The sequence below is a fragment of the Asaia sp. BMEF1 genome, assembly GCF_051628905.1.
In the GTDB taxonomy this organism is placed as follows: Bacteria; Pseudomonadota; Alphaproteobacteria; order Acetobacterales; family Acetobacteraceae; genus Asaia.
The window spans coordinates 1,747,000-1,770,552 of the sequence record NZ_CP157575.1 but is presented as its reverse complement, the minus strand read 5'-3'; the positions used below and the strand labels follow the sequence as shown (position 1 = coordinate 1,770,552).

The 23,553-nt window shown below is 60.0% G+C and carries 24 protein-coding genes; 16 read left to right on the top strand and 8 right to left on the bottom strand.

Going from position 1 to position 23,553, the window contains the following annotated elements; translation table 11 throughout:
• The first annotated feature begins 28 nt into the window (after positions 1-28).
• Entirely contained in the window at positions 29-1,015 is a 987-nt protein-coding gene (gene pdxA / locus ABHV46_RS07690) for a 4-hydroxythreonine-4-phosphate dehydrogenase PdxA (RefSeq protein ID WP_438380972.1), read from the top strand.
• Positions 1,012-1,743, top strand: coding sequence for a pyridoxine 5'-phosphate synthase (locus ABHV46_RS07685; RefSeq protein WP_438380971.1), 732 nt, complete (start codon positions 1,012-1,014; stop codon positions 1,741-1,743). The genes pdxA and ABHV46_RS07685 overlap by 4 nt, the downstream gene beginning before the upstream one ends.
• Here the strand turns inward: ABHV46_RS07685 and ABHV46_RS07680 are convergent.
• Together ABHV46_RS07680 and ABHV46_RS07675 are read right to left on the bottom strand one after the other, a co-directional pair.
• Complete coding sequence (locus ABHV46_RS07680; protein WP_438380970.1) at positions 1,724-2,314, bottom strand: hypothetical protein; 591 nt, start codon at positions 2,312-2,314, stop codon at positions 1,724-1,726. The two genes, ABHV46_RS07685 and ABHV46_RS07680, sit on opposite strands and share 20 nt — an antisense overlap.
• 113 nt (positions 2,315-2,427) lie before the next feature.
• The gene (locus ABHV46_RS07675) at positions 2,428-2,907 is read right to left on the bottom strand and encodes a hypothetical protein (RefSeq protein ID WP_336947097.1); all 480 of its coding nucleotides are present in this window, start codon (positions 2,905-2,907) and stop codon (positions 2,428-2,430) included.
• 162 nt (positions 2,908-3,069) lie between these two features.
• On the opposite strand from ABHV46_RS07675, the gene ABHV46_RS07670 reads away from it, so the two are divergent.
• Positions 3,070-3,294 (top strand): DUF3126 family protein, encoded by a 225-nt coding sequence (locus tag ABHV46_RS07670; RefSeq protein ID WP_336947096.1) that lies wholly within the window; start codon positions 3,070-3,072, stop codon positions 3,292-3,294.
• A gap of 144 nt (positions 3,295-3,438) precedes the next feature.
• Here the strand turns inward: ABHV46_RS07670 and ABHV46_RS07665 are convergent, their stop codons facing one another.
• Positions 3,439-3,675 carry a hypothetical protein gene (locus ABHV46_RS07665; protein WP_438380969.1) on the bottom strand — a complete coding sequence of 79 codons (237 nt, stop codon included), beginning with the start codon at positions 3,673-3,675 and terminating at the stop codon, positions 3,439-3,441.
• Between ABHV46_RS07665 and ABHV46_RS07660 the strand changes: the two genes are divergently transcribed.
• Entirely contained in the window at positions 3,665-4,693 is a 1,029-nt protein-coding gene (locus ABHV46_RS07660; RefSeq protein ID WP_438380968.1) for a glycosyltransferase family 2 protein, read from the top strand. The two genes, ABHV46_RS07665 and ABHV46_RS07660, sit on opposite strands and share 11 nt — an antisense overlap.
• Before the next feature lie 28 nt (positions 4,694-4,721).
• On the opposite strand, the gene ABHV46_RS07655 is transcribed toward ABHV46_RS07660, so the two are convergent.
• On the bottom strand, positions 4,722-5,297 hold the full coding sequence (locus ABHV46_RS07655) for a DUF2939 domain-containing protein (protein ID WP_438380967.1): 576 nt from the start codon (positions 5,295-5,297) through the stop codon (positions 4,722-4,724).
• Positions 5,298-5,506: 209 nt separating this feature from the next.
• Here ABHV46_RS07655 and ABHV46_RS07650 point away from each other — a divergent pair, with 209 nt between their 5' ends.
• From ABHV46_RS07650 to pyk, 4 genes are all read left to right on the top strand, one after another.
• The gene (locus ABHV46_RS07650) at positions 5,507-6,283 is read left to right on the top strand and encodes a HesA/MoeB/ThiF family protein (RefSeq protein ID WP_438380965.1); all 777 of its coding nucleotides are present in this window, start codon (positions 5,507-5,509) and stop codon (positions 6,281-6,283) included.
• A 2-nt stretch (positions 6,284-6,285) separates the two neighbouring features.
• Complete coding sequence (locus ABHV46_RS07645; RefSeq protein ID WP_438380964.1) at positions 6,286-6,660, top strand: hypothetical protein; 375 nt, start codon at positions 6,286-6,288, stop codon at positions 6,658-6,660.
• Positions 6,661-6,673: 13 nt separating this feature from the next.
• Positions 6,674-7,669 carry an SH3 domain-containing protein gene (locus ABHV46_RS07640; RefSeq protein WP_438380962.1) on the top strand — a complete coding sequence of 332 codons (996 nt, stop codon included), beginning with the start codon at positions 6,674-6,676 and terminating at the stop codon, positions 7,667-7,669.
• A gap of 84 nt (positions 7,670-7,753) precedes the next feature.
• Positions 7,754-9,184 (top strand): pyruvate kinase, encoded by a 1,431-nt coding sequence (gene pyk / locus ABHV46_RS07635; RefSeq protein ID WP_438384308.1) that lies wholly within the window; start codon positions 7,754-7,756, stop codon positions 9,182-9,184.
• A 165-nt stretch (positions 9,185-9,349) separates the two neighbouring features.
• Here the strand turns inward: pyk and ABHV46_RS07630 are convergent, their stop codons facing one another.
• Together ABHV46_RS07630 and ABHV46_RS07625 are read right to left on the bottom strand one after the other, a co-directional pair.
• Positions 9,350-10,237 carry a prephenate dehydrogenase/arogenate dehydrogenase family protein gene (locus ABHV46_RS07630; RefSeq protein WP_438380961.1) on the bottom strand — a complete coding sequence of 296 codons (888 nt, stop codon included), beginning with the start codon at positions 10,235-10,237 and terminating at the stop codon, positions 9,350-9,352.
• Positions 10,234-11,292, bottom strand: a complete 1,059-nt coding sequence (locus ABHV46_RS07625) for a lysylphosphatidylglycerol synthase domain-containing protein (protein ID WP_438380959.1) — start codon at positions 11,290-11,292, stop codon at positions 10,234-10,236. Before ABHV46_RS07625 ends, ABHV46_RS07630 begins: the two co-directional genes overlap by 4 nt.
• 255 nt (positions 11,293-11,547) lie before the next feature.
• Between ABHV46_RS07625 and hpnA the strand changes: the two genes are divergently transcribed.
• The 4 genes from hpnA to ABHV46_RS07605 all read left to right on the top strand — a co-directional run bounded on the left by hpnA (position 11,548) and on the right by ABHV46_RS07605 (position 16,426).
• Complete coding sequence (hpnA, locus tag ABHV46_RS07620; protein ID WP_438380957.1) at positions 11,548-12,549, top strand: hopanoid-associated sugar epimerase; 1,002 nt, start codon at positions 11,548-11,550, stop codon at positions 12,547-12,549.
• On the top strand, positions 12,546-13,700 hold the full coding sequence (locus tag ABHV46_RS07615; RefSeq protein ID WP_336947086.1) for a glycosyltransferase: 1,155 nt from the start codon (positions 12,546-12,548) through the stop codon (positions 13,698-13,700). The genes hpnA and ABHV46_RS07615 overlap by 4 nt, the downstream gene beginning before the upstream one ends.
• Positions 13,700-14,581: a squalene/phytoene synthase family protein gene (locus ABHV46_RS07610; RefSeq protein WP_438380955.1), complete on the top strand. Its 882-nt coding sequence runs from the start codon at positions 13,700-13,702 to the stop codon at positions 14,579-14,581. Before ABHV46_RS07615 ends, ABHV46_RS07610 begins: the two co-directional genes overlap by 1 nt.
• Before the next feature lie 282 nt (positions 14,582-14,863).
• Positions 14,864-16,426 (top strand): glycosyltransferase family 2 protein, encoded by a 1,563-nt coding sequence (locus ABHV46_RS07605; RefSeq protein WP_438380952.1) that lies wholly within the window; start codon positions 14,864-14,866, stop codon positions 16,424-16,426.
• Between the two features lie 202 nt (positions 16,427-16,628).
• On the opposite strand, the gene ABHV46_RS07600 is transcribed toward ABHV46_RS07605, so the two are convergent.
• Together ABHV46_RS07600 and ABHV46_RS07595 are read right to left on the bottom strand one after the other, a co-directional pair.
• The gene (locus tag ABHV46_RS07600; RefSeq protein WP_438380950.1) at positions 16,629-17,810 is read right to left on the bottom strand and encodes a pyridoxal phosphate-dependent aminotransferase; all 1,182 of its coding nucleotides are present in this window, start codon (positions 17,808-17,810) and stop codon (positions 16,629-16,631) included.
• 92 nt (positions 17,811-17,902) lie between these two features.
• Entirely contained in the window at positions 17,903-18,358 is a 456-nt protein-coding gene (locus ABHV46_RS07595; protein ID WP_336947082.1) for a cupin domain-containing protein, read from the bottom strand.
• 124 nt (positions 18,359-18,482) lie between these two features.
• On the opposite strand from ABHV46_RS07595, the gene hpnD reads away from it, so the two are divergent.
• The 4 genes from hpnD to ABHV46_RS07575 are packed head-to-tail and all read left to right on the top strand — an operon-like array spanning position 18,483 to position 23,293.
• The gene (hpnD, locus tag ABHV46_RS07590) at positions 18,483-19,352 is read left to right on the top strand and encodes a presqualene diphosphate synthase HpnD (protein WP_438380948.1); all 870 of its coding nucleotides are present in this window, start codon (positions 18,483-18,485) and stop codon (positions 19,350-19,352) included.
• A gap of 3 nt (positions 19,353-19,355) precedes the next feature.
• The gene (gene hpnE, locus ABHV46_RS07585) at positions 19,356-20,642 is read left to right on the top strand and encodes a hydroxysqualene dehydroxylase HpnE (RefSeq protein ID WP_438380947.1); all 1,287 of its coding nucleotides are present in this window, start codon (positions 19,356-19,358) and stop codon (positions 20,640-20,642) included.
• A gap of 37 nt (positions 20,643-20,679) precedes the next feature.
• Positions 20,680-22,662, top strand: coding sequence for a squalene--hopene cyclase (gene shc / locus ABHV46_RS07580; RefSeq protein WP_336947079.1), 1,983 nt, complete (start codon positions 20,680-20,682; stop codon positions 22,660-22,662).
• A 1-nt stretch (position 22,663) separates the two neighbouring features.
• Positions 22,664-23,293 carry a hypothetical protein gene (locus ABHV46_RS07575; RefSeq protein ID WP_438380945.1) on the top strand — a complete coding sequence of 210 codons (630 nt, stop codon included), beginning with the start codon at positions 22,664-22,666 and terminating at the stop codon, positions 23,291-23,293.
• The last annotated feature ends 260 nt before the right edge of the window (positions 23,294-23,553 follow it).

Genomic DNA, 23,553 nt, shown 5'->3' with positions numbered 1-23,553 from the left:
TCCGGCTCCAAAGCGTATGAGAGGCGCCATGCTGCCTGCACTCACCATGGGCGATCCAGCCGGGATCGGCCCTGAACTGACGGCTCTGGCCTGGAAAGCCCTGCGCGAGCAGGGTGAGGCCTTTCTGTGGGTTGGGGATCCAGCGCTGCTGGCATCGCATGTGCCGGTGCAGATCGTGCAGAATGCCCAGGAGGCGCAAGCCGCGTTTGCTGGCGCGCTGCCCGTTCTGCCTCTGGCGCTGCCGGTTCCTGTCGTGCCGGGCCAGCCGGATGGGGCTCTCGCAGGGGCGATCATCGCCTCGATAGAAACAGCCACGACTCTGGCTCTGTCGAAAGCCGTGTCGGCCGTGGTCACCAATCCGATCAGCAAGATCGTGCTCAAGCAAGCCGGTTTCGGCTTTCCCGGTCACACAGAGTTTCTGGCATCGCTTTGCGGTGTGCCGGGCGAGGAAATCATGATGCTCGCCTCACCGCGTCTGCGCGTGGTGCCGGTTACGGTGCATGTGAGCTTGCGTGAGGCGCTGGATACGCTTTCGACCGAACGGATCGTGCAGGTCGGTCGTGCGCTGGCGCTCGCGCTGCGGCGTGATTTCGGTATCAAAGCGCCGCGTATCGCCGTGGCGGGTCTCAACCCTCATGCAGGTGAGGGAGGCGTGATGGGCCTTGAAGAGCGCGATATGATCCAGCCTGCGATCGAGGCACTGCGTGAAGAAGGGGTCGATGCGACTGGCCCTTATCCACCTGACACGCTGTTCACCGATCTGGCGCGGCCGCTATATGATGCAGCCTTGTGCATGTATCATGATCAGGCGCTCATTCCGCTGAAGACACTGGATATGGCGACGGGGGTGAATGTGACCCTTGGTCTGCCGATCATCCGTACATCGCCCGATCACGGCACGGCTTTTTCGATTGCGGGCAAGGGCGTGGCCGATCCGGCCAGTTTGCTCGCCGCGCTACGCATGGCGCGGAAACTGGGGGCGCAGCGCGCCATGAGCAAGGGAGAGGCATCATGATCCGACTGGGTGTGAATATCGATCATGTCGCGACGGTGCGTAATGCGCGTGGCGGCACGCATCCCGACCCGGTGGCGGCGGCGCTCCTGGCGGCGCGGCATGGTGCCGATGGCATCACAGCGCATCTGCGTGAAGACAGACGTCATATACGCGACAAGGATATGGCGCGTCTGCGTGAAGAGCTTTCGGTGCCGCTGAATTTCGAAATGGCTGCGACTGACGAAATGGTGACGAAAGCCTGCGCGCTTCGCCCCCATGCCTGCTGTCTGGTGCCGGAGCGGCGTGAGGAAGTGACGACCGAGGGCGGGCTCGACGTGCTGGGGCAGCAAGCCGATCTGGCGTCGAAAATTACCCGGCTGAGAGAGGCCGGTATTCGCGTCTCTCTTTTTGTCGACCCCGACCCTGCCCAGATCGAAGCCTCTGCGCGTATCGGCGGCCAGGTTGTCGAGCTGCATACGGGTGCTTATGCGCTTAACCCGGATGAGACAGAATTTGCCCGTCTTTACGACGGTGCCCGCGCCGCAGCAGCGCAGGGGCTGGAGCTTCACGCTGGCCATGGACTGACCTTCGCGAATGTGGGGCGCGTGGCAGGATTGCCCGGATTGTGTGAGCTTAATATCGGGCATTTTCTGATCGGCGAGGCCATATTCCTCGGCCTGCCGGTAGCGATTTCGCGCATGAAGCAGGAAATAGCTACCGGTGCCCTGTTCAAGGCCTTGGGACGATAACGGGCTCGGATTTGTCGGTATAATTGGGCACTGTCTCTCCGGATTGCTTGTTGTAGGTCGCGGTCGTGCTCTGATTGGGCGCACGAGGAGAGTGGAAGGCGGAAACAGGGCCGAACGGCCCGCCGCTGACCTTGCGCATGCTGGCCTCGGGCTGGCGGGCACAGCCGCGGGTGATGATTGAGCAGATGCCGTCTGATCCGATGATCTCGTCATCATCGCCCGCGTAGTGCACTTCTGAAACGCGCTCATGATCGAGGCGAATGACTGCCGTACAGGTCGTGCCTGCCCCCCCCAGCGTGACCTGGGTCATGTTCAGAATTTGCTGAACCGGAATGATGGTTGAGTCACTTGCCGTCGGCAGATTCATCTTGGCCGTATACTGATAGATCTGTGTCGTGTCGTTGAGCACTTTTGTAGAACTGGGCAGGCCAGCACAGGCCTGCAGATCGTTCGATGTCATGCCGATCATCGCAATTTGTGCCCGGTGGGCTTCACGAGAGTCGAAATAGCCGCAGCCAGAGAGGCTCAGGAGCGCCAGCGCGCCCGGAGCGATACGCAGGGTGGAAGCCAAAGAATATCCTCGACAGGGTTGAAGTGTCACAGATTCGTGAGTTCGAATTTATGACAAAAACTGTCTGAGGGCGAGGAAGTTCTCCGCGTCCAGCTTAAAAGTTCTTTTGAATGTCAGGAACGTAACCGGAGCGCCTTGAGGCAATCTTCGCGTTGCAGAGCATAGACGATATCATGCGTAGCCAGCAGCGCGGGTTGCAGCCGGTGTTTCCAGCGGGCTTCACCCGCACCGCATATGGCCCGGCCAGAATACGGGCTGTAAGAGACGGGCGAGAGAGCTGACAGTCCTGCCAGCGTATCTTTCTGCAGGCGCTCTCTCAGGGCTTGCTGCATGGAGGCCTTCTCATGCTTGGGCGTGTAGTCGAGCAATGCGCGCAGTGTTGCCGAACTCAGGGCCGGGTCATTGGTCGCGACATCACTGGTAACACGGGACCAGTTATGATCCAGCGTCAGGCGCCACGCGACAGCACGCGGGCCGTCACTCGAGATCTGACGGGAGAGGGCTGTGCTGAAATGCGACGGGGCCGCTGCAGCAAGAGCGGCTTCCATCGGGGCCGTGGCGAGAAGGGCAAGGGCCATGAAAAAGCGAAGCATGATTCTCCCACAGGCAAAATTTCGGATCTCCGGATGCTGCGGAGGAAACATGGCAGCAGAATGGCCATTTCTTTACGAAAATCGCTGGCGTCCTAAAGGAGGTTTCGCAGGCCAGAAGGATGCTCTAAAGATCGCTCCAGCTGTTAAAACCCAGGAGTGATCATGGCTGCTATCCCTGCTTCGGAGCTGACCCGTCTGCAAACGACGCTGCGTCGCCTGCTCGGTTCGCCGAAACTGACCGTCAATCCGCCTGCCCGTGCCGGTCATACGGTCGAACTCGCTGTCAATGATGAGGTCATCGGCACGGTTCACCGCGATGACGATGAAGGTGAGGTCTCTTACGCCATCCACATCACGGTGCTCGAGGAAGATCTTCCCCCGGCCTGATGATGCCAGACGCGTTGGCGTTTGCGGCATCGGGCGATAAGAGCCGATACCGCAGGCGTCGCGTGGCTGCATGGTGCGGGAGTGAAACCCGCCCGCTTTCCCTGTGTCTTTGCGTCGTCAGGAAAGGGAAAGGGAGACGCGCCGTCATGGCAATCGTGACTTCAGGCGCTGCGAGAAGCGCTGGTCAACGACCGGCATGACCAGGAAAGGCGCCTCGATGAGCAAGGCCCCGACGATCAAGACACCAGCCAAAGAGGGCGTTAAAGCTGTTGCCAGAAACGCAGGCAGGAGAGCAGCCTCCAGCGAGGCGCCTTCCAGCACTGTGGTGAAAAACGCCTCCAAGAGCGATCCCAAGAGCATAGCCAGGACAGTGGCGGTCATCGTCCCGTTCTATAATGGTGCACGTTATATTGAGCGCGCCATACGCAGTGTGCTTGCGCAAACGGTCAAGGCGGACGAATTTCTCATCGTCGACGATGGATCGACGCCAGAGGAATCGTCGAAATTGCAGGCGATTGCGGCCCGGTACGGCGTAGAGGTGCGCCACAAGGAGAATGGTGGACAGGGGAGCGCTCGCAATCTTGGCGTGTCCCTGACGAAATCAGCTTATATCTGCTTCCTTGATCAGGATGATTTTTTTCTCAAAAATCATGTGGAGCTGCTGCTGGGGCAGGTGCCCGAGAGCGATCCGCATTTTGGCTGGGCGTATGGCGAGTTGATGGAGGCGGACGAGGAAGGCCATATCGTCGCGACCTCGATTGCCGCCCGCTATAGCAAACACCCGAAATATTCGATCGAGGATCTGCTCGAGCGCGATATGCATATCCTGCCCTCGGCCTCAATCATCGGCCGCGAGGCGTTCGAGGCTGTTGCCGGATTCGACCCGCAGTTCATGGGTTACGAGGACGACGATCTTTTCCTCAGGATTTTTCGCTCCGGCTTCACGAATTACTTTTTCCCACAAGCCGTTACAGTCTGGTGCATCAACAAGAACAGCACCTCCTACAGCATTCGCATGAGCCGCAGCCGCATGCTGTATATTCACAAGCTCTGCACGCTTTTTGCGTCAGATCCCGAACGACGCAGTATGTATGTGCGTGACCTCATTTTTCCCCGGTTCTGCAATCTGATAGCCGGTGAGGCGTTTAAATCGATCTACTTTGCGCGCTATGATTATGAAATCAGAATGGCGCAGCACAGAGATGAGCTGGTGGATATGCTCGACGAGTTCGCCACCCTTATGGCTGCGAATACGCGTCTGCGTATCGAAGACCGGGCACGGTTGCGTTTGTTCCGGCTTTGTCTGCGCCCGAAATCACGCAGAATGCTGGTCGTGCCTTACGGGGTTGCGAGGGTGATGCGCAAATTTGGCCTAGGGTTTGCACGCCGTCGCCGCTGAGCGCGGCGCGCCTACCCGCCGAAGCCAGTCAGACTGTCTTGGGAATATCGAAGCCGGTGATCTTCCAGCGCCATTGTTCGAATTTCATGTGAACGATGGTCGGCTTCTGGCCAGGCATTGTCACCAGCCCTGCCTCGAAACGCAATGGCGATACGAAATGCGCTGAGATGCGGTCATAAAGCTGCCCGATGCTCAAAGACGGGGTGGCGTGGGATGTGTTGACCATCTGCGATGCCATGGTCATCAGCAACTCCGGTGTCAGTCGCGTATCGATGGCGTGGGACACGGCGTTGCTGGCGAAAGAGGAGCCGAAATCGGGCAGATCGTCTGCCGATGGTGGCGGGCCGATCAGCGCGTCGATGGCTTCTGCCTTGAGGTTCGTGCTCAGGGCGCTCCAGTCGATATGCTGGGAAAGGGCGATGGCATCGTGGCTGCGCAGCGCTGACGACAGCGACCAGAGCGCGAGATAGGGAGAGAGCGCATAGATGCACGCCATAGCGACGAAAACCGCCCCTACTGCATGGGGCATTCGCTTGAGCGAGGGCCATGTCAGTCGCTCCGCAAACGCGTCAGCTTCGAAAGGAACTCCGGCGGGGTCTCTCATGGCGTTTCTCTAGTACTGGCAAAAGGGACATGAACGCACGACTTGCGCGCGCTTTTATCGATCAAGCCGGCAACACGTTTCGTTCCGGATGGCAGCAGCCTCTGTTTTCTTCGCTGAACAGTTCTATGTTATTGGATCGGACAGGGTTCTGTCATCTAAATCCTGAGAGCCAACGAAGTTTTCTTCGAGAACCGGATCTTCTCTTCATAATGCCGCCCCATGCCCCTGATCTGACCTTCACCGACGACGCCCTGACGCGCTACTCACGGCATATCCTGCTGCCCGAAATCGGAGCGCTTGGGCAGGCGCGGCTGCGCGATTCGTCTGTTCTGGTCATTGGGGCTGGAGGGCTTGGCAGCCCCCTGGCCCTTTATCTTGCCGCGGCCGGAATCGGTCGGATCGGGATCGTGGATGACGACCGTGTCGAACTCAGCAATCTCCAACGTCAGATTCTCTTCCAGACGGACGATATCGGTCATGGCAAGGCAGAGCGGGCATCAACGCGTCTTGCGGCGCTCAACCCCGACGTGGAGATTGTTACTTATCCGGTCAGAGCCACAGCCGATAACCTGCCAGCTTTCGTCGAGGCGTACGATCTGGTCTGCGATGGCAGCGATAATTTTTCGACACGCTATGCCGTCGCCGATTGCTGTTGGGCTCAGGGCAAGACGCTTGTCTCAGGGGCTGTGCAGCGTTTCGAAGGGACGCTGTCGACCTTCGTGCCTGGTCACGGGCGCCCGTGTTATCGTTGCCTGACGCCTGACGCCGATGAGAGCGCGACGCTGAGTTGCGGTCAGGCGGGAATTTTCGGCGCTGTTACGGGTGTGATCGGCTCTTTGATGGCGGTCGAGGCGCTCAAGGAGATGCTGTCTCTGGGGCAGGGGTTGAGCGGGAAAGTGCTGGTCTGGAGCGCGCTCAGTGCCTCATTCCGCAGCTTCGACCTGCCGCCCGACCCCGAATGCGTCTGTTGCGCCCGGAAGGATTGAAGATGCGTGTCATGGGAATCATTCTGGCCGATCGCTCTTTCGAGCGGGCTCATCACGCTTTTGTGCTCGCTGCCGGTGCGCTCGCTCTGGGGCGCGATGTCGTTCTTTTTGCGGGCGGTCTGAGCGTCGAGGCGTTGCGTCAGGACTGGTCGGGTCTTGAGGGAGCTGCGCTCGATATCCGCTTTCAGGAGAGGGGCATTGCGGGGTTCGAAACCCTGCGTTCCGCCATTTTCGAGCTGGGGGGCGAGGTTCTGGCCTGCGAGGCCGGAATGAGGGCTGCCGGTCTGACTGTCGAGGATCTCTGTGTCGGCGCGCGTATCTGCGGGGTGACCAGTTTTCTGGAAAGGACAGCCGACGCTCAGATTCTGAGCCTGTAACGCGGACGCCCTCTTGCCCGAAGCGCCACAACTTGGCACCCATGCACCCATGAAGACATTCCGCATCGTCTACGGCATCGGGCTGACGATTCTGCTGCCGTTCGGCGCGTTGGCAGAAGCTGCGCCACAGACGACAAAACATGCCTCGCATCATCACAGACATGCTGCCAGTCAAGCCGCAGCCGGGGGTAAGGCGAAAACGTCTACCGAAGGCGCCGTCCATCACAAAAAGGCCAAGAGCGCAGGCAAAAAGCACAAATCGGCTCATGCGACAGAAGAGGCGCGTGCGGCGAAGCCTCATTCCACCTCGCGCCATCATGCCCGCACGGCTGCGGCGGCGGCGGGGGTCGCAGCAGGCGCTGCCGCCGTTGCGGCAACGCCGCCTCCTCCCTCCGCCGATGAGGCCGCTGCTGCGGCTGCCGCGCCCGATGCGCCGCCCCAGGACAAGGGTACCAATACTGGTCTGCCGCTACCGCGCTTTGCCGCCATGCGCGCCGATAAGGTGTTCATGCGCAAGGGGCCGGGCCAGCGTTATCCAATCGAATGGGTCTATCATCGCCGAGGTCTGCCCGTGGAGGTCGAGCGCGAGTTCGATGTCTGGCGTCTGATCGAGGATTCCGACGGTATGAAAGGCTGGGTGCATCAGGCAACGCTGGTGGGCCAGCGCACTTTCGTCATACCCGGTCAGCCGCCTGAGGGGCATGCCGCGGCTGTGGGCGAAGCTTCGGCCAAATCGGGCGATGTGATCGGCAAGGCCGATGCCCGCGTCCTGGGTTATGTGCCCGGTGAAAGCGAGGCACGTCAGCGCCAGGGCGATACGCTGCTATTCAGCCAGTCTGATGAAAACAGCGCAGTCGTCGCTGTTCTGCAGCCAGGGACCGTCGGCACGCTCAAGCTGTGCCCGCAGGGGTCGACATGGTGCAAGGTGGTGGTCAAGGGCTATACGGGATGGCTTCCCAGACGCGTGTTCTGGGGGCTGTTGCCAGGAGAGACGCTTCAGCCTAGCTGAGGCTATGATATGCAACGTGCAGCAATTGGATCGGAGATCAGTATGACATCCTCACCTCAGGCAGCTTCGGCTCAGGGTACGGGAATGAACAAAGAGGCCGAACAGCGCCGCACGAAGATCGTTGCGACACTTGGCCCGGCCTCCTCGACCCATGAGATGATCCGCACGCTGGCTCTCGCCGGCGCTGATGTGTTTCGTCTGAACTTCTCTCACGGTTCGCATGAAGACCATGCGAAGCGTCATGCCACCATTCGCGATGTCGAGGCCGAGTTGGGCCGTCCGCTTGCGATTCTGGCCGACATGCAGGGCCCGAAGCTGCGCGTTGGTACCTTTGCCGATGGCAAGGTGGAACTGGTCGAAGGGGCGCGTTTCCGTCTCGATCTGGATCGTGCGCCGGGCGACGTCCGTCGCGCCTGCCTGCCGCATCCCGAGATCATGCGCGCCGCCGAACCGGGTAGCCGTCTGCTGCTCGATGATGGCAAGATGCGCCTGCGCGTCGTTGCCTGCGACGAGACCCATATGGAAACCGAAGTCGAAGTCGGCGGCTGGCTGTCCGAACGCAAGGGCGTGAACGTGCCTGACGTTGTGCTGCCTATCCCGGCCCTGACCGAGAAGGACCACAAGGATTTCGCCTTCGCCCTCGATCTGGGCGTGGAATATGTGGCACTTTCCTTCGTGCAACGCCCCGAGGACGTGCAGGAAGCCAAGGATATCGCCAAGGGCCGGGCCTGGATCATGACCAAGCTCGAAAAGCCGCAGGCCATGGAGCGTCTGAGCGATATTATCGCACTTTCCGACGCCGTCATGGTGGCTCGTGGTGACCTGGGTGTCGAGCTTCCGGCTGAGGAAGTGCCGATCGAGCAGAAGCGTGCGATCCGTGAGGCCCGTTTCCAAGGCAAGCCGGTGATCGTTGCGACGCAAATGCTGGAAAGCATGATCACATCCCCCACCCCGACCCGTGCAGAAGTTTCCGATGTGTCCAATGCCGTGTTCGACGGCACCGACGCTGTGATGCTTTCGGCAGAAAGCGCAGCGGGTAAATATCCGCGTGAAGCCGTTGAAGTGATGGCCCGCGTGACGCGCCGTGTCGAGAACGATCTCGAATGGCGCATGCAGGAAGAAGCACTTCGCCCCGATAGCGACGGCACGACCGGCGGCGCCATTGCAGAAGCCGCATGGCACGTTGCGCAATCCGTCTCGGCAGCGGTTATCGTGGTTTACACGCAGAGCGGCCGCGGTGCGCTGCAGATCGCTCGTGAGCGCGCCGATTGTCCGGTTCTAGCTCTGACGCCGGATGACGAAACGGCCCGTCGCCTGAACATGGTCTGGGGCGTGCGCGCCATGTCGGTCGGTCAGGAAACGCCTGTTTATGGCGTTGAGGGCGTGGTCGATCAGGCTGTCGGTCTGGCCGTCTCGGAAGGCTATGCTGAAAAGGGCGACAAGCTGGTTCTGCTCGTGGGTCTGCCTTTTGGGCAGCAGGGTTCGACCAACACCCTGCGCGTTGTGACCATCTGAAGCTGATCTTTGGCGGGGCTAAGCCCCGCCGATGCACCCCAGTAAAGGGTTTCCAAAGGGCGACGGCCCTTTGGTGGGGAATGGGGCAAAGCCCCATACAAGATGCGAGGCGTTCTTTTCCCTCATCGAAAAGGAGCGAACACCTCCTCTAATGTTACTGAAAAATCAGGCTTGGCGGTTTTCGAGCAGGCTGCGACGAATGCGGCGTCCGCGTGAAATCGTCTCGACGATGGTCTGTTCGTCTCTCTCTCTGATGGCTTTGGCCATTGCGGCAGCATCCTGACTGAAGCGGTCCAGTACGCTAAGCAGAGCGTCGCTGTTGTTCAGGAAGATATCGCGCCACATGGTCGGGTCCGAGGCTGCGATTCGAGTGAAATCGCGAAAACCCGAGGCCGCGAAATCAAGCACCTCGGCGCGCATGTCTTCAGCCAGCGTATCGGCGGTGCCGCAGATGGTGAAGGCGATCAGATGCGGCAGGTGACTGACCATGGCGCAGATCGTGTCGTGGTGGTCGGTGTCCATCACCCGAATACGGGCGCCCATGGCGCGCCAGAAATCGGCGATGCGATCAACTGCCACTTGCGAGGCGTCGGCAGAAGGCGTCAGCAGACACCAGCGATCGTCGAAAAGCGTGGCGAACCCGGCATCGGGTCCTGAATGCTCTGTGCCCGCCATGGGATGAGCCGGGATATAGGGAACGTCGTTGCGCAGATGCGGGGCAAGGGCATCGACGACGCTACGTCGGGTCGAACCGACATCGGTCAGGATGGCGCCAGGCTTCATATGTGGCAAAACCGCTGCGCCAACAGGGGCGATGGCGCCGACGGGGACGCAAAGCATCACACAATCGGCGTCTTTCACCGCTTCCTGCAGATCGTCTGTAATCACATCGCCCAGATCGAGATGGCGTATCCGGTCGAGGACGGCGGGGTCACGGTCGGCCACGATCAGCCTGCCGACAAGTTCTGGTTGCGTGCGCAGTCGTCGCAATACGGACGAGCCGATAAGGCCCGGACCGATGACGCAAAGAGTGCCGAAAATCGGCTGGGTCATGACGCCTCACTCCGGGTAACAGGGTCGGCGTAATCAAGCTCTTCGTCGCCTGACGTCTGGTGCTCCCCCTTGCGCAGGCGGCGCATCTCCGAAATCTGCCACATCGCCATGACCGGGATGCCGATGGCGATGTCGCGCCCGCGACGCAGCAGCGAAAGACCAAGCGAGATTTCGGCTTCGATCCCGAAGAAATAGCCTATGGCCACATAGGCGGCTTCCTGCACGCCGAGAGCTGCGGGCACGAGGAAAGAGGCAGACATGATGCCGCAGACCACGCCTTCGATCGCAACCGCGCCCAGATAGCCGATATGGGCACCCAGCAATTCGAGCGATAGCCAGGTGACGGCTGCGCCACCGAGCCAGCAAAGCAGATGGACGAAAGCGCCTGTCGCGATGCGGGCCGGACGTGCCCAGAGCAGATCGAGCTGGGCCTGAAACGTCTCCATGTTGTCGATGAGCGTCGTGCGCCATCCATCGGCGATATGACGACCGAGAAAGCGGGCCGCATGATGGATGGCAGCCCCACCGCGTTGCTGCGTCCAGATGAAGCCTGCGATGCCGAGCGCAAGGAGCCCCATGCCCCCCAGAACCGGCCAGGTGAATTTGTTCGTGCCACTATGGTCGAACAGGCAGGCCAGAGCGATGATGACGAAGACGATCTGGCCCAGTACCTCTGTCGTGATATCGACGATATTGGTCGCGACGGCAGCTGGCCATTGCAGCGGCCCAAGCTTACGGCTCAGTGTCGGAATGCTGCATGTGGCGCGAATGCCGATCACCATGCCGCCGAGCTGCGAGAAGGGCAGGCAGTTGCCGGCGGCATCGCGCACAGCGCGCGAAGCGATGGTGCGAAAGAGGCCGACTTCGGGGCAGGCGCAATACCAGGAAATGCCCAGGCCAAGATCGACCAGCGCCTGACCGCCAACGATGGCCAGAAACCCGCCGATCCCGATACGCTGCATGGCGGTGAAAACATGACCGATGCCGAGCCAGGCCATGATCCCCGTAAGCAGAGCGAGGCCGAGCAGGGAGAGGATGAGGGTCAGGGTTTTCAAGGCAAGTCTTGTCCGAACGACGCAGGGTTGCGAGGGCCCTCACACGGCCGGGGAAAAGGCAGATGAGGTTTCTGCGGCATTTACTAGAGTATGTCGCGCTGTCGAGTGTCCGCGGCTGTCTACACCAGACAGTCTGCTTTCGCTACTCCAAGGCTGAATATGACGAAAAAGCCATCACCCCGCAGGTTGCTTGTCCTCCCGTGAGCGGTATGGTGCCATGTCGATTTGCAATAAACGAGAGCATCAAGGCCTATCATGAGCGAATACACGCTGATTACCGGGGCAACCGGTTTTGTTGGCTCGGCGGTCGCGCGTGTTCTCAAGCAGCGTGGTCACAAGATCAGATTGCTGGTGCGCGCCGGGGCCGATCTGTCGAATCTCGAAGGGCTCGACGCCGATCTGGTGATCGGTGACCTCACAGCGCCGGAGAGTTTCGGCCCTGCCCTGGCAGGTTGCCGCTACCTGTTTCATGTGGCGGCCGATTATCGCCTTTGGGTCCCTGATCCGGCGGTCATGATGCGGGCGAATGTAGAGGGCACGCGTCGTCTGATGATGGCCGCGCTCGATGCCGGGGTGGAGCGCGTCGTGTACTGCTCTTCCGTTGCCGCCCTTGGCCTGACCAAAGATGCAACGCCAGCCAATGAGCAGACCCCTGTCACCGAACATGACGTGATCGGGGTTTACAAGCTCTCCAAATATCGGGCCGAGCAGGAAGTGCTCAAGCTGGTGCGTGAGCACGGCTTGCCTGCGGTGATCGTCAATCCCTCGACGCCGGTAGGGCCGCGCGACATCAAGCCGACCCCGACGGGTCAGATGATCGTCGATGTGGCTTCGGGCAACATGCCTGCCTATGTCGATAGCGGGCTCAATATCGTGCATGTCGATGACGTGGCCGAGGGTCATGCCCTGGCGCTGGAAAAGGGCATGATCGGCGAGAAATACATTCTCGGCGGCGAGAATTACATGCTCGGCGACTTCTTCTCGCTGATCAGCGAAGTGGCCTGCGTCAAGCCGCCGCGCATCAGGCTTCGCCAAGCCTGGTTGCAGCCGGTGGCAATCGTCTCCGAATGGCTGGCGCGTGGTTTCGGCATCGAGCCGCGTGTGACGCGTGAGACGCTGGCGATGTCCAAGAAGAAAATGTTCTTCACCTCTCTCAAGGCGCAGGAGCAGCTCGGTTATGCGCCACGCCCGGCGCGCGAGGCTGTGGCAGACGCGGTGACCTGGTTTCGCGAACACGGCCGGATTCCCACGAAATGATCAGAAATCTGATGGCTGCCTCGGCGCTCGCGGCCTGGGGCAAGCTGCTTTTTGCCCATGGGCGCTTCTGGCGTACCGGCACTCGTCTGACGCCGTTCAATACCGTTTCGGCCAGTATCTGGCCTGATGTCGCTGTCGTCGTACCAGCCAGAGATGAGGCTGAATCGATTCAGCCCTGTCTCGCGACACTGCTCCAGCAGGATTACAAAGGCAGGCTGAGCGTCATCGTCGTCGATGACGGCAGCGCCGATGGTACGGGCGATCTGGCGCGTCAGGTGCCGGACCCGCATGGCCGCCTGACCGTGGTGACCGGGCGAGAGCGCCCCGAAGGGTGGAGCGGCAAGCTCTGGGCAGTGCATCAGGGCGAAATGGTCGCCCGTGAGAAGGTAGATGCAGACGGGTTCATCCTGCTGACCGATGCCGATATCCTGCATTCGGCCCTGCATCTCGAAACTCTGGTTGAAAAGGCGCAGCGCGACGGGCTGGACATGGTGTCGGAAATGGTGGTGCTGAACTGCGAGAGCGCGGCGGAGCGGCTGCTGGTACCTGCTTTCGTCTATTTCTTTGCGATGCTCTACCCGTTCGAAAAGGTCAACGATCCGGCCTCCGAAGTAGCCGGTGCGGCGGGCGGCACGATTCTGGTGCGTCGTGCGATGCTCGAACGGATCGGTGGCGTCGAGACCGTGCGGGGCGCGCTGATAGATGATTGTTCGCTTGCCTCCGATATTAAGCGGGCAGGGGGCAAGCTCTATCTCGGCCATAGCACGCTCGCCTGGTCGATCCGCCCCTATCGTGGTGCGGGCGATATCTGGCGTATGATTGCCCGTACGGCTTATGTGCAGCTGCGGTATTCTCCGATCATTTTGCTCTGCACGGTGATTGGCATGGGGCTTGTCTGGCTGGCACCTGTCTATTTCGCGCTCTTCGGTCGCGGACGGGTGCGCGTCATGGGCGGCGCCTCGCTGTTTCTAGCGGTTATATCCTTCCTGCCGACGCTCTTGCGTTTTAGGCTTTCACCTCTACGCGCACTGGCGTTGCCCGTGGTGGCGGCGTTCTACATGGCGGCAACCATCGGTTCGGCGGTCGATCATCATCGCGGGCGCGGCGTGCAGTGGAAAAGCCGTTTCTACACCGAGGAGACTCACGCCTGATGAATGCCATCAGCAAGACCATCGATCCCGTCTGGGGCGAGTCTGATGTAACGTCGCGCAAGGGCGCCAGTGACGAGAATTTTCCGGTAGGGTCTCTTCTTTTCGCGAAGGCCAATCGGGCCCATGTCACGGCCTATTACAATTTTGCCCGCGTCATCGATGATATGGTCGATAACGCGACACTCTCTGCCGAGGCCAAGATTGCACGGCTGACGGGAATGGGAGAGGTCATTCGCGGCGAACGCGATGCGCCCCATCGCGCGGATGCGCAGACCGCAGTGATACTGCGGCGCCATCTTCTTGAGACCGGCGTGCCGCTCGAGACCGCGACCGATCTGATTACGGCCTTCATCCAGGATGCGATGAAAAATCGCTACGGTAACTGGGACGAGTTGCTGGGTTATTGCCGCTTTTCCGCCAACCCGGTCGGGCGCTTCCTGCTGCTGCTGCATGGAGAAAAGGCTGAGACGTTGCCGCTTTCCGACGCGCTTTGCAGTGCGTTGCAGGTGCTCAACCACCTTCAGGATGTGACGGCCGACCTCAAGACCTTGAATCGCTCCTATCTGCCGCAGGATATGCTGGATGCAGAAGGGGCGAAGGTCGAAGATGTTCTTCTGGCCCGCAGCAAGCCTGGGCTGCGTCGTGTGTTCGACCACTTGCTCGATGAGGTCGACCATCTGAACCGCGAGGCTTCTGCCCTGCCCGCTCTGGTGCGCGACCGACGCATGCGTGCCTATTGCGCGGTTGTGCTAGCCCTTTCGCATCGCCTTGCAGCGCGGCTGCGACGCGAAGACCCCGTAGCTGATCGAGTCAAACTGGGTCGTGGCGATGGCGTGTTTGCGCTGGCAGTCGGAGCCCTGAAAGGTATCCGGCACCCCTGATCGCGGGCAATCTGCGCTCCCGGATCGTTTTCTGTTTTTCGTTTGAAGCAAGCGAGAAACAGGCAGGGCGAGCGGTGCGCGCAAGATGCGGAAGCGCGATACCAACGTCTTGCAATTGGTTATTCTTGCATTTGCTCGTTACGCCGTCGCTATATGATCGGGCTCGTTGGGTTGAACTGACCATTGCACAATATTTCGTTGAAAAATTGCAGCACCTTGACGCTTGAGTGGCCAATCTCAAGCCAGTAATGATCTCTCAATGCTAGCTGAGGGCGTGCTGATATGAAGACGGCGATATGTTTGGTTGTGAAAGACGAAGAGTCAGAAATCGCGTACTGGATCGCCTGGCACAAAGCGCTCGGCTTCGACAGTTTCATTATTTACAATGATTTTTCGGACGACAATACCGAATCTGTGATCCTGTCGCTGATGGACAGTATCGATATTCGCTATGCGCGTAATGCGGTCAATCGTGACCTTCATAATATCAGGCAGGTTCGCGCCTATAATGATGCTGTTACGCGATATGGCAGCGAATTCGACTGGATCGCGTTTTTCGACGCGGATGAATATCTCGATCTCGATGGTCAGGATATCGGCACGTATCTCCAAGGAGTTGGAGACGCCTCTCTCGTTGCTTTCAACTGGAGCTGCGTCGGCCCTAACGGATTTGTCAGCCGTCCTGCGGGCGCTCCTGTTCTGAATTACACGCGACACGGCACCCCAGACCTTTACTGGAACCGGCATACAAAGGTTATTTTTCGACCTTCCCGTCTTATTGGCGAGATTTCGCAGGTTCATAACGTCTATGTCAGCGGTGATAGCGTTGACGCCGCAGGGCGGCCGATCGTCTGGGCAAGCAAGTTTGGTGGTTTTACCGAAAGTGCTCCGGACTGGCAGGGCGGAAAACTGGTGCATTATCAGTCACGCTCTCTCGAGCATTACGTCAAAAGAGACAGACATCTCGAAGAGGTGCGCCGGGACGCGGGAGATCCGCTCCATACGGTAGTCAACAAGAGCGAATACAACGCCGTAGAGACGTCATTTGCCGAAAGCTACATCTCGGGATTTCTCGCGTGGATGCAGAGAATAGCGTCGCAGCAGGCAGAGGTCATTGCGCGTGTGATACGAGGCACGCCTTCGGCTTTCCTGTTGCAGTTTGCAGGAATGATGGGCGCTCCCGATGTTCCGGTATTCCGACCGAGCTATCGTCCGCTGGAGCACGAGATACGTAGCAACTGGATCTCGTTTCACGAGAGTTCAGGCGGCATCCTGAAGAGTGCGTTGCAGGACGGCGACCAGTGGATTGGCTTTTATCTGGACGATCATTTCGGACGCCGCCTCGGCGCGTTGCAGGGGAAACTGTCCGTTGACGATAGCGCTGAAGGTCTGATTGGTATTTTTAGCCGTGGCAGCCGATATGTGCACCTTTTCACCGCTGACGGGACGCCGTGGCAGATAAAGGGCGATCCAAGAATAACGCAGGGTCTGACATTCGAGGCGTGGCAGAACAGCGATGGCACAGTTTCGTTGTCTCATCCGCGTACGAATCGCTATCTTGGCTTCCTGCCTAACGGCACTTATTCCGCTCATAAAATCCGGGCACTCGCCTGGGAGAGCTTTACTCTCAGAACCCTGACACAGGCAGAGTGCCCTGCCTTCATCAAGGGAGCAGCATCATATCTGTCGGGAGTCAGCAATCTCGAGGATTTCAGACGAGGCTGTGAGAAGCTCGATCGTTCGACTGCGCCCCTGTTGTTCAATGCCTATGCGACGCTGGATGAGGCTTCGAGAAAATCGGTGTCGCTGCTGGTGAAGGGTATTCTCGGAGAGCATCTCTTCTGAATGGAAGAGGTGGATACTCACGCGGTCAAAGCGTGAGGCTGTGGTCTGGTCGGGAAACTGCGGGGCCTCCCGTGCGGTGGTGAGACAGGTCGCAGACGTCTTGTATGAAGAGAGGAACTTCATAACGCTCCGGTTCCCGGAGCGGCTGACCGCTCAGACAAGCGCACTACATGAGTGGCCTGTATGAGCGGGATTTCTGCACTCAGGCCAAAATCTGGTCCAGGGCGGCGCAGAAGCCTTCCATGTCCTTCATCGAGCCGACGCTGATACGTGACATGGTGGGCCAGATATCCCAGTTGCGGCCGATCTCGACCTTCTTGGCGGCGAAGGCGGTCTTCATCTGGGAGGCGGGCTTTTTCCAGTCGACCAGGAACATATTGGCCTGGCTGCCCGGCAAAATGCGGATATTGCGTTTGGCCAGATGATCGAAGGTCATGCTGCGTGCGGCGATCATCTCGTCGCGTCGTGCCTTGATGGCATCTGCCTGGGTCAGGCTGACGGCACCCGCGGCGAGGGCCACGATGTTCAGCATCGAGATCATGTTCGGGCCGTCATAGCGCATCATGCGCTTGTGCAGGTCGGGGCGCGCGAAAGAGAGGCCGAGGCGCAGACCGGCCATGGCGAACATCTTCGAGAAGGTGCGCAGAACGATGACGTCCTTGCCCTGCTTGACGAGCGAAATGGCACTCGGAGCGCCCGAGAAATGAATATACGCCTCGTCGACGATGATGACCGAGCCAGCGGGTTTGTTGTCGGCGAGCCAGGCGATGTCTTCGAGCGGGGTGACGGTGCCGGTTGGGTTGTTCGGGCTGCAGATATAATAGGCGCCCGCATTCGGATCGGCCTTGAGCATGGCGCGCACATCGGTGGCATAGCCGTTATGGGCCGAAAGCGGTACGCGGGTGAGCTTGATCTTCATCCAGTCGGCGGTGCGCCAGGCGGCTTCATAGGTCGGATTGGCCGTCACCAGCCCGCGCTCGGGCGAACAGAAAGTCACGACGGAACGACAGAGCGGATCGCTGGAACCGGGCCAGGGCAGGATATGTTCTTCGGAAATGCCTTCAACGGCAGAGGCGGTGCGCAGCAGGGTCGAACGCAGATGATCGGGCTCATAGCGGTTGCCGAACGGCACCTGGGCCTGACCGGCGGTCACGGCGGACGGGAAGGGGCCGGTCCAGCATTCGTTGCTGCCGATACGGATCATGTCGGGATGGCCCACGAACGGGTCGTCACCAGGGGCCTTGATGGCCGCGAAGGCGGAGGAGCTGAACTGGGTCAGGGCGGCACTCATGCCGAGCAGGCTCGTCAGGCGGCCGAAATGGCGGCGTGAATATCCACGTTCCAGAAGATCTTCTTTGGCTTCCTGGGTGAGTGGCGCGGTCATGAGCTTATCTCCGATGGGTCAGATGCCGGCAAGGAGACGGTCATTCGTTTCGAATGTCAAATCATTTTCGAGGCGGAATTGCGTGCCCTTTGTCAGTATTCGTTCTTTTCACCCTTGAGCGGGATCGAAGTCGGAAGATTATTGCCGCCAGCATAGGTCAGAAGCAAGACTGTTGCCGTGTCGCCCGATACGCCGCGATGGGCGTCATCCATGCTCTCGGCAAAGGCATCGCCCTGATGAAACACGTGGCTGGCGCCGCTTGCCTTGTCCTGTATCGTGAGCTGGCCCTGAAGCACATAGCCGACATTGGGAATGGGATGGGTGTGCCAGGGTAGCGCCGTGTGGGGCGGGATGGTGAGACGAATCATCATGAGCGTGGGCTGGCCGGACGGATACCGCGTGTAGGGCTTGCCATTCCATGAACGATCGGCCTTGAGCAGATGCTCGGCATGGGCGGTCGCTGTCTCCTGTGCTTGTGCTGGCCCAGACGTGCTGGCGTAAAGGCCGAGGGCGAGTGACGCGAGGGCCAGGGAGCGGGTGACTTTCATCAGGAATTTCCTTCTGTGAAAAGGGAGGGAACAAGGGCAAAACGTCCATAGTCAGGAGCGGATTTTGCTGTTTGATTTTTTGCAGGTAAAAGGCGCAGCTCTTGGATGATACAGGGATGAAGCGGTGAGCGGGTTTCGACAGGAAGCGGTGCTGGGCTGTGCCCCGGCCGATCTTGAACATGTTCAGGCCATTGTGACCCGCGCTGGCACGTCTTTCGCCAAGGGAATGAAAATCCTGCCGCCGGAGCGGCGTTACGGCATGTTTGCCGTCTATGCTTTCTGCCGCGAGGTGGATGATATTGCCGATGGCGATGTGCAGGTGCCGGATCGCATCGAGGCGCTCAAGGACTGGCACAAGCGTATCGAGCGTCTTTACGAAGGCGAGACGCAGGACGGGCTCGACCGCGCCTTGGTAGCCACGATCACCCGTTATGCGCTGCGCAAGGAAGATTTCTCTGCCGTCATCGATGGTATGGCGATGGATGCCGCAGGCCCCGTGGTAGCTCCCGATGAGGCGACGCTCGATCTTTATTGTGATCGCGTGGCCTCCGCCGTGGGGCGGCTTTCGGTGCGCGTCTTCGGAGATAACTCGCCCGAGGCCGATCGCGTGGCACATCATCTTGGTCGGGCGCTGCAACTCACCAATATCCTGCGCGATGTGCAGGAAGATGCCGATAGGGGACGCCTGTACCTGCCGCGCGAATTGCTTGTGCGCTACGATGTGCCGCTCGACCCGCAGGAAGCGCTTTATGCGCTGGGGCTGGACCCGCTGGCACGCGTTCTGGCGGCGCGCGCTGCCGATCATTTCCGCGATGCCCGCCTCGCCATGAAACGCTGCGACTCCGTGGCGATGCGTCCGGCGCGCATCATGGCGGCTTCGTACCGCCCGATCCTGACCGCACTGCTGCGCCGTGGCTGGCGTCACCCGGATGTGCCGGTCAAGGTCAGCAAGGCCGCCCGTATCCTGCGCTCCCTTCTCGCCTATTATCGCTGACAGATGACCCATGTTCATATCATAGGCGGCGGTCTGGCCGGTCTTTCCGCTGCGGTCGACGTCATCGGGCGCGCTCGCGTCTCGATCTACGAGGCAGGGCCCGCCTGCGGCGGTCGGGCGCGCTCCTATTATGACAAGGCGCTCGATGCGCGTATCGATAACGGCAACCATCTTCTGCTTTCGGCCAACAGGGCGAGTTTTCGCTATCTCGGTCTTATCGGTGCTGAGAAAACCCTGACTGGTCCCGGAGCGCCGCTTTTTCCCTGGTTCGATCTCTCGACCGATACGGCATGGACGCTTCAGCTATCGAAGGGACGAGTGCCATTCTGGGCGTTTTCCCGGCGTCGTCGCGTGCCGGGTATGAAACTCTCTGAGCTGGCGGTTCTGGGGCGTTTGCTCAAGGCTGGCCCGGATCAGACGGTCAGTGCCTTCATGGGTGACGGGATGCTGACCCATAGATTGCTGGAACCCTTCGCGATCTCGGCGCTCAACACGCCGCTCGAAACGGCAAGCGCCACGCTTCTGGCTGCTATTGTTCGAGAGACCCTCGCCCTTGGCGGGGCCGCCTGCTGTCCCTGGTACCCGGCGGAAGGGCTGTCGGAGAGTTTTGTCGATCCGGCGATCGCCCATCTGACGCGACTTCAGGGTGAAGTTCATTGCGGTACGCGTATCGCGGGGCTCGATGTGCAGGGTGGACGCGTGGTCGGGCTGAAAACTGCCAGCGAGACCATCGCTCTCGGTCCGGAAGACAAGGTGGTGTTTGCAGCGCCTTCTCCCGTGGCCCGCACCTTGCTCGAACCGCATCTGTCCGGCTTCACTGCGCCCGATGCATATGAGAGCATCATCAACGTCCATTACCGCCTGCCAGCCCCTGTCACCGCGCGTGGTATGTTGGGCAAGGTCGGATTTGTGGGGCTCGTTGGTGGTGTGGCGGAATGGGTCTATCTCAAGGGCGCGATTCTTTCCGTGACTGTAAGCGCGGCAAATCGCTATGCTGCGCACGATAATGACGAGCTGATTGCCACGATCTGGTCGGAAATCCGTCAGGCGGTGGGGCCGGTTCTGGTCGAGACTCTGCCCGAGACGGTGCCGCCTGTGCGTCTCGTCTGCGAAAAGCGGGCAACCTTTGCTGCCACACCGGCGCAGGATCGGCTGAGGCCACAGGCTAAGACCGGTCTGGATAATCTGGCGCTTGCCGGTGACTGGACCCAGACGGGTTTACCTTCGACAATCGAAGGGGCGATACGCTCGGGCACAGAGGCCATCAGGGCTCTGGGTCTGTCACACTGATATCGAAATCGAGTTGTAGAAAGGACAAGGGCGGGCAATGTTGATCTATTCCGACGTTCTGGAGCGCCATGAGACCGGAATTCCGGCTGAGGCGGATATAGGCCAGGTGCGTCAGGCTATCGATTCCGCCCATGCCGCGCTTGCCAACAGGCAGAATGACGATGGCCACTGGGTGTTCGAGCTTGAAGCCGATGCGACCATTCCTGCCGAATACGTCCTGCTCGAGCATTATCTCGACCGGATTGACGATGAGAAGCAGGCGCGCATCGGCGTCTATCTGCGTCGTACTCAGGGGTCGCATGGCGGCTGGGCTCTCTACCATGATGGCGGGTTCGATCTTTCCGCCTCGGTGAAGGCCTATTTTGCGCTCAAGGCGATTGGTGACGACATCGAGGCGCCGCACATGAAGCGCGCGCGAGAGGCCATTCTCGATCGTGGTGGTGCGGCGCGGACGAACGTGTTTACCCGTATCCAGATGGCGCTGTTTGGTGAAGTGCCTTGGCGTGCTACGCCGGTCATGCCTGTCGAGCTGATGCTCATGCCCAAGGCAGCCGTGTTCTCGATGTGGAACATGTCCTACTGGTCGCGCTGCGTGGTAGCGCCACTGCTGGTGCTGCGTACGCTCGAACCGCGCGCCATCAACCCGCGCAACATTCACATCCAGGAACTCTTCGTTACCCCGCCTGAAGAGGTAAAGGACTGGATTCGAGGGCCGTACCGTTCGATCTGGGGGCGCGTATTCAAGCAGGTCGATATGATGCTGCGCCCTATCGAGCCGCGTTTTCCGCCTGCTTTGCGCAAGAAAGCGGTCAAGGCGGCAATCGATTTCATCGAACCGCGGCTCGGCGAGGGGGGACTCGGCGCAATTTACCCGGCCATGGCCAATGTCGTGATGATGTATCGCGAGCTGGGCGTGCCCGATAACGACCCGCGCGTCGAACTGGCCTGGAAGGGTATTCAGGAGCTTCTCGTCCAGAAAGAGGATGAGACCTACTGCCAGCCTTGCGTATCGCCTGTCTGGGATACGGGGCTTTCCGGCATCGCCATGGCAGAGGCAGCTTCGGGTCCCGACGCCACGCGTCCGAAGGAAACACGCGAGCGCCTTCAGCGCAGCATGGAATGGCTGCGCCAGCGCCAGATTCTGAACGTCAAGGGCGACTGGGCCATCAATTGCCCCGATGTGCGGCCCGGTGGCTGGGCTTTCCAGTACGAAAACGATTACTATCCCGACGTGGATGACACGGCGGTGGTCGGTATGCTGCTCAATCGCGAGGACCCCGAAGGCAATCGCGAAGCCATTTCACGCGCTCGCGAGTGGATTATCGGGATGCAGAGCACAAATGGCGGCTGGGGTGCTTTCGATATCGATAACGATCTCGAGGCGCTTAATCATATTCCCTTCGCCGATCATGGCGCGCTGCTTGACCCGCCGACTGCTGACGTTTCGGCGCGCTGCGTCTCCTTCCTGTGTGAGCTGGGTTTTGCTGAGGATCGTCCCGTAATCGAGCGTGGCCTGGACTATCTGCGTCGCGAGCAGGAGGCTGAGGGATGCTGGTTCGGGCGTTGGGGCACGAACTACATCTATGGCACCTGGTCTGCGCTTTGTGCCTTCAATATTGCCGGTGTGCCACATGACGATCCGGCGGTGCTTCGCGCTGTCGAGTGGCTCGAGAGCAAGCAGCGAGAGGATGGCGGTTGGGGCGAAGATTGCGCCTCTTACGAAGGCGCAGCGCCGGGCGAGTACGATATGAGCCTGCCAACCCAGACCGCCTGGGCGGTTCTGGGCCTGATGGCCGTGGGGCAGCGTGATGGCAAGGCCGTTCAGCGCGGCATTTCCTATCTGGTCTCGCAGCAGGACGAAAAAGGCGAATGGCAGGAAAAGCCATATAACGCGGTCGGTTTCCCTAAGGTCTTTTATCTGCGCTATCACGGCTACAAGCAGTTCTTCCCGCTCATGGCGCTATCGCGGTTCCGCAATCTTGGACTGAGCAATTCGGGCCGGGTCGAGCACGGTTTCTGATATGCTCGGCATTCTCGTCGGTCTGAAAGCCGAGGCGCGCCTGATACGGGCGCGTTGCCCCGATGCGCCCGTAGCGATCAGCGGCGCTAACGCGGCGGGCGCGCAGGCAGCGATCGAGCGCCTTCTGAAAAACGGGGCAACCAGTCTTTTGTCTTTCGGCTGCGCCGCTGGACTGGCGCCCGATCTAATGCCGGGTGCCCTCATCATTCCGCAATGGGTGCTGGTGAACGGTTCGCCCATCAAGACCGATGCCGCGCTCTCTCGCGACTTCGGCGTAGGGCAGCCGGGCGTCTTGCATGGTGGTATGCTGCATAGCGACGGGCTCGTAGCGACGGCAGCCGATAAAAGCGCCCTTCACGCTCAGACCGGATGTCTGGCTGTCGACATGGAGAGCGGATTTGTGGCTAGTACTGGCCTGCCCTTCGCAGTTCTGCGTGTCGTCTGCGACGATTCGAAACGTGATCTGCCTCCTGCTGCGCGTGATGTGCTGGCTGAGGGGCGGATATCGCCTTTTAAACTGATGCGCAGTCTCATGCGTCAGCCGGGCCAGATCAGCGATTTGATCGCCCTTGGTCGCGATGCCAAGGCAGCGCGCGATGAAATGGCCCTTTTCCTGAAGCGATCGGCCTGAATTCAACCAGTCGAGCAAGGAAAGGCCCGCAAGCCGTCAGGCGGGGATTTTCCGGCCTGTGCGCCAGGTGATGCGCGGCTGCGCAGACGAGGCAGGCTGCCGAAACACGGAAGCCGTGTTCTACACGGTGAAATTTTCGAAAATATCCGTAAAGCAGGTGTGATACCGGGGAAGTTTTGCATCACGCTCCCGGTATCACACCTATTATGGACGATAATACTTTGTCCAAAAATAGGCAGAGACTTTAAATTAGAAAATAT

Coding starts and splice junctions, on each gene's coding strand:
- pdxA (WP_438380972.1), top strand. CDS start 29: ATGCTGCCTGCACTCACCATGGGCGATCCAGCCGGGATCGGCCCTGAA.
- ABHV46_RS07685 (WP_438380971.1), top strand. CDS start 1,012: ATGATCCGACTGGGTGTGAATATCGATCATGTCGCGACGGTGCGTAAT.
- ABHV46_RS07675 (WP_336947097.1), bottom strand. CDS start 2,907: ATGCTTCGCTTTTTCATGGCCCTTGCCCTTCTCGCCACGGCCCCGATG.
- ABHV46_RS07670 (WP_336947096.1), top strand. CDS start 3,070: ATGGCTGCTATCCCTGCTTCGGAGCTGACCCGTCTGCAAACGACGCTG.
- ABHV46_RS07665 (WP_438380969.1), bottom strand. CDS start 3,675: ATGACCGCCACTGTCCTGGCTATGCTCTTGGGATCGCTCTTGGAGGCG.
- ABHV46_RS07655 (WP_438380967.1), bottom strand. CDS start 5,297: ATGAGAGACCCCGCCGGAGTTCCTTTCGAAGCTGACGCGTTTGCGGAG.
- ABHV46_RS07650 (WP_438380965.1), top strand. CDS start 5,507: ATGCCGCCCCATGCCCCTGATCTGACCTTCACCGACGACGCCCTGACG.
- ABHV46_RS07645 (WP_438380964.1), top strand. CDS start 6,286: ATGCGTGTCATGGGAATCATTCTGGCCGATCGCTCTTTCGAGCGGGCT.
- pyk (WP_438384308.1), top strand. CDS start 7,754: ATGAACAAAGAGGCCGAACAGCGCCGCACGAAGATCGTTGCGACACTT.
- ABHV46_RS07630 (WP_438380961.1), bottom strand. CDS start 10,237: ATGACCCAGCCGATTTTCGGCACTCTTTGCGTCATCGGTCCGGGCCTT.
- hpnA (WP_438380957.1), top strand. CDS start 11,548: ATGAGCGAATACACGCTGATTACCGGGGCAACCGGTTTTGTTGGCTCG.
- ABHV46_RS07615 (WP_336947086.1), top strand. CDS start 12,546: ATGATCAGAAATCTGATGGCTGCCTCGGCGCTCGCGGCCTGGGGCAAG.
- ABHV46_RS07610 (WP_438380955.1), top strand. CDS start 13,700: ATGAATGCCATCAGCAAGACCATCGATCCCGTCTGGGGCGAGTCTGAT.
- ABHV46_RS07605 (WP_438380952.1), top strand. CDS start 14,864: ATGAAGACGGCGATATGTTTGGTTGTGAAAGACGAAGAGTCAGAAATC.
- ABHV46_RS07600 (WP_438380950.1), bottom strand. CDS start 17,810: ATGACCGCGCCACTCACCCAGGAAGCCAAAGAAGATCTTCTGGAACGT.
- ABHV46_RS07595 (WP_336947082.1), bottom strand. CDS start 18,358: ATGAAAGTCACCCGCTCCCTGGCCCTCGCGTCACTCGCCCTCGGCCTT.
- hpnE (WP_438380947.1), top strand. CDS start 19,356: ATGACCCATGTTCATATCATAGGCGGCGGTCTGGCCGGTCTTTCCGCT.
- shc (WP_336947079.1), top strand. CDS start 20,680: ATGTTGATCTATTCCGACGTTCTGGAGCGCCATGAGACCGGAATTCCG.
- ABHV46_RS07575 (WP_438380945.1), top strand. CDS start 22,664: ATGCTCGGCATTCTCGTCGGTCTGAAAGCCGAGGCGCGCCTGATACGG.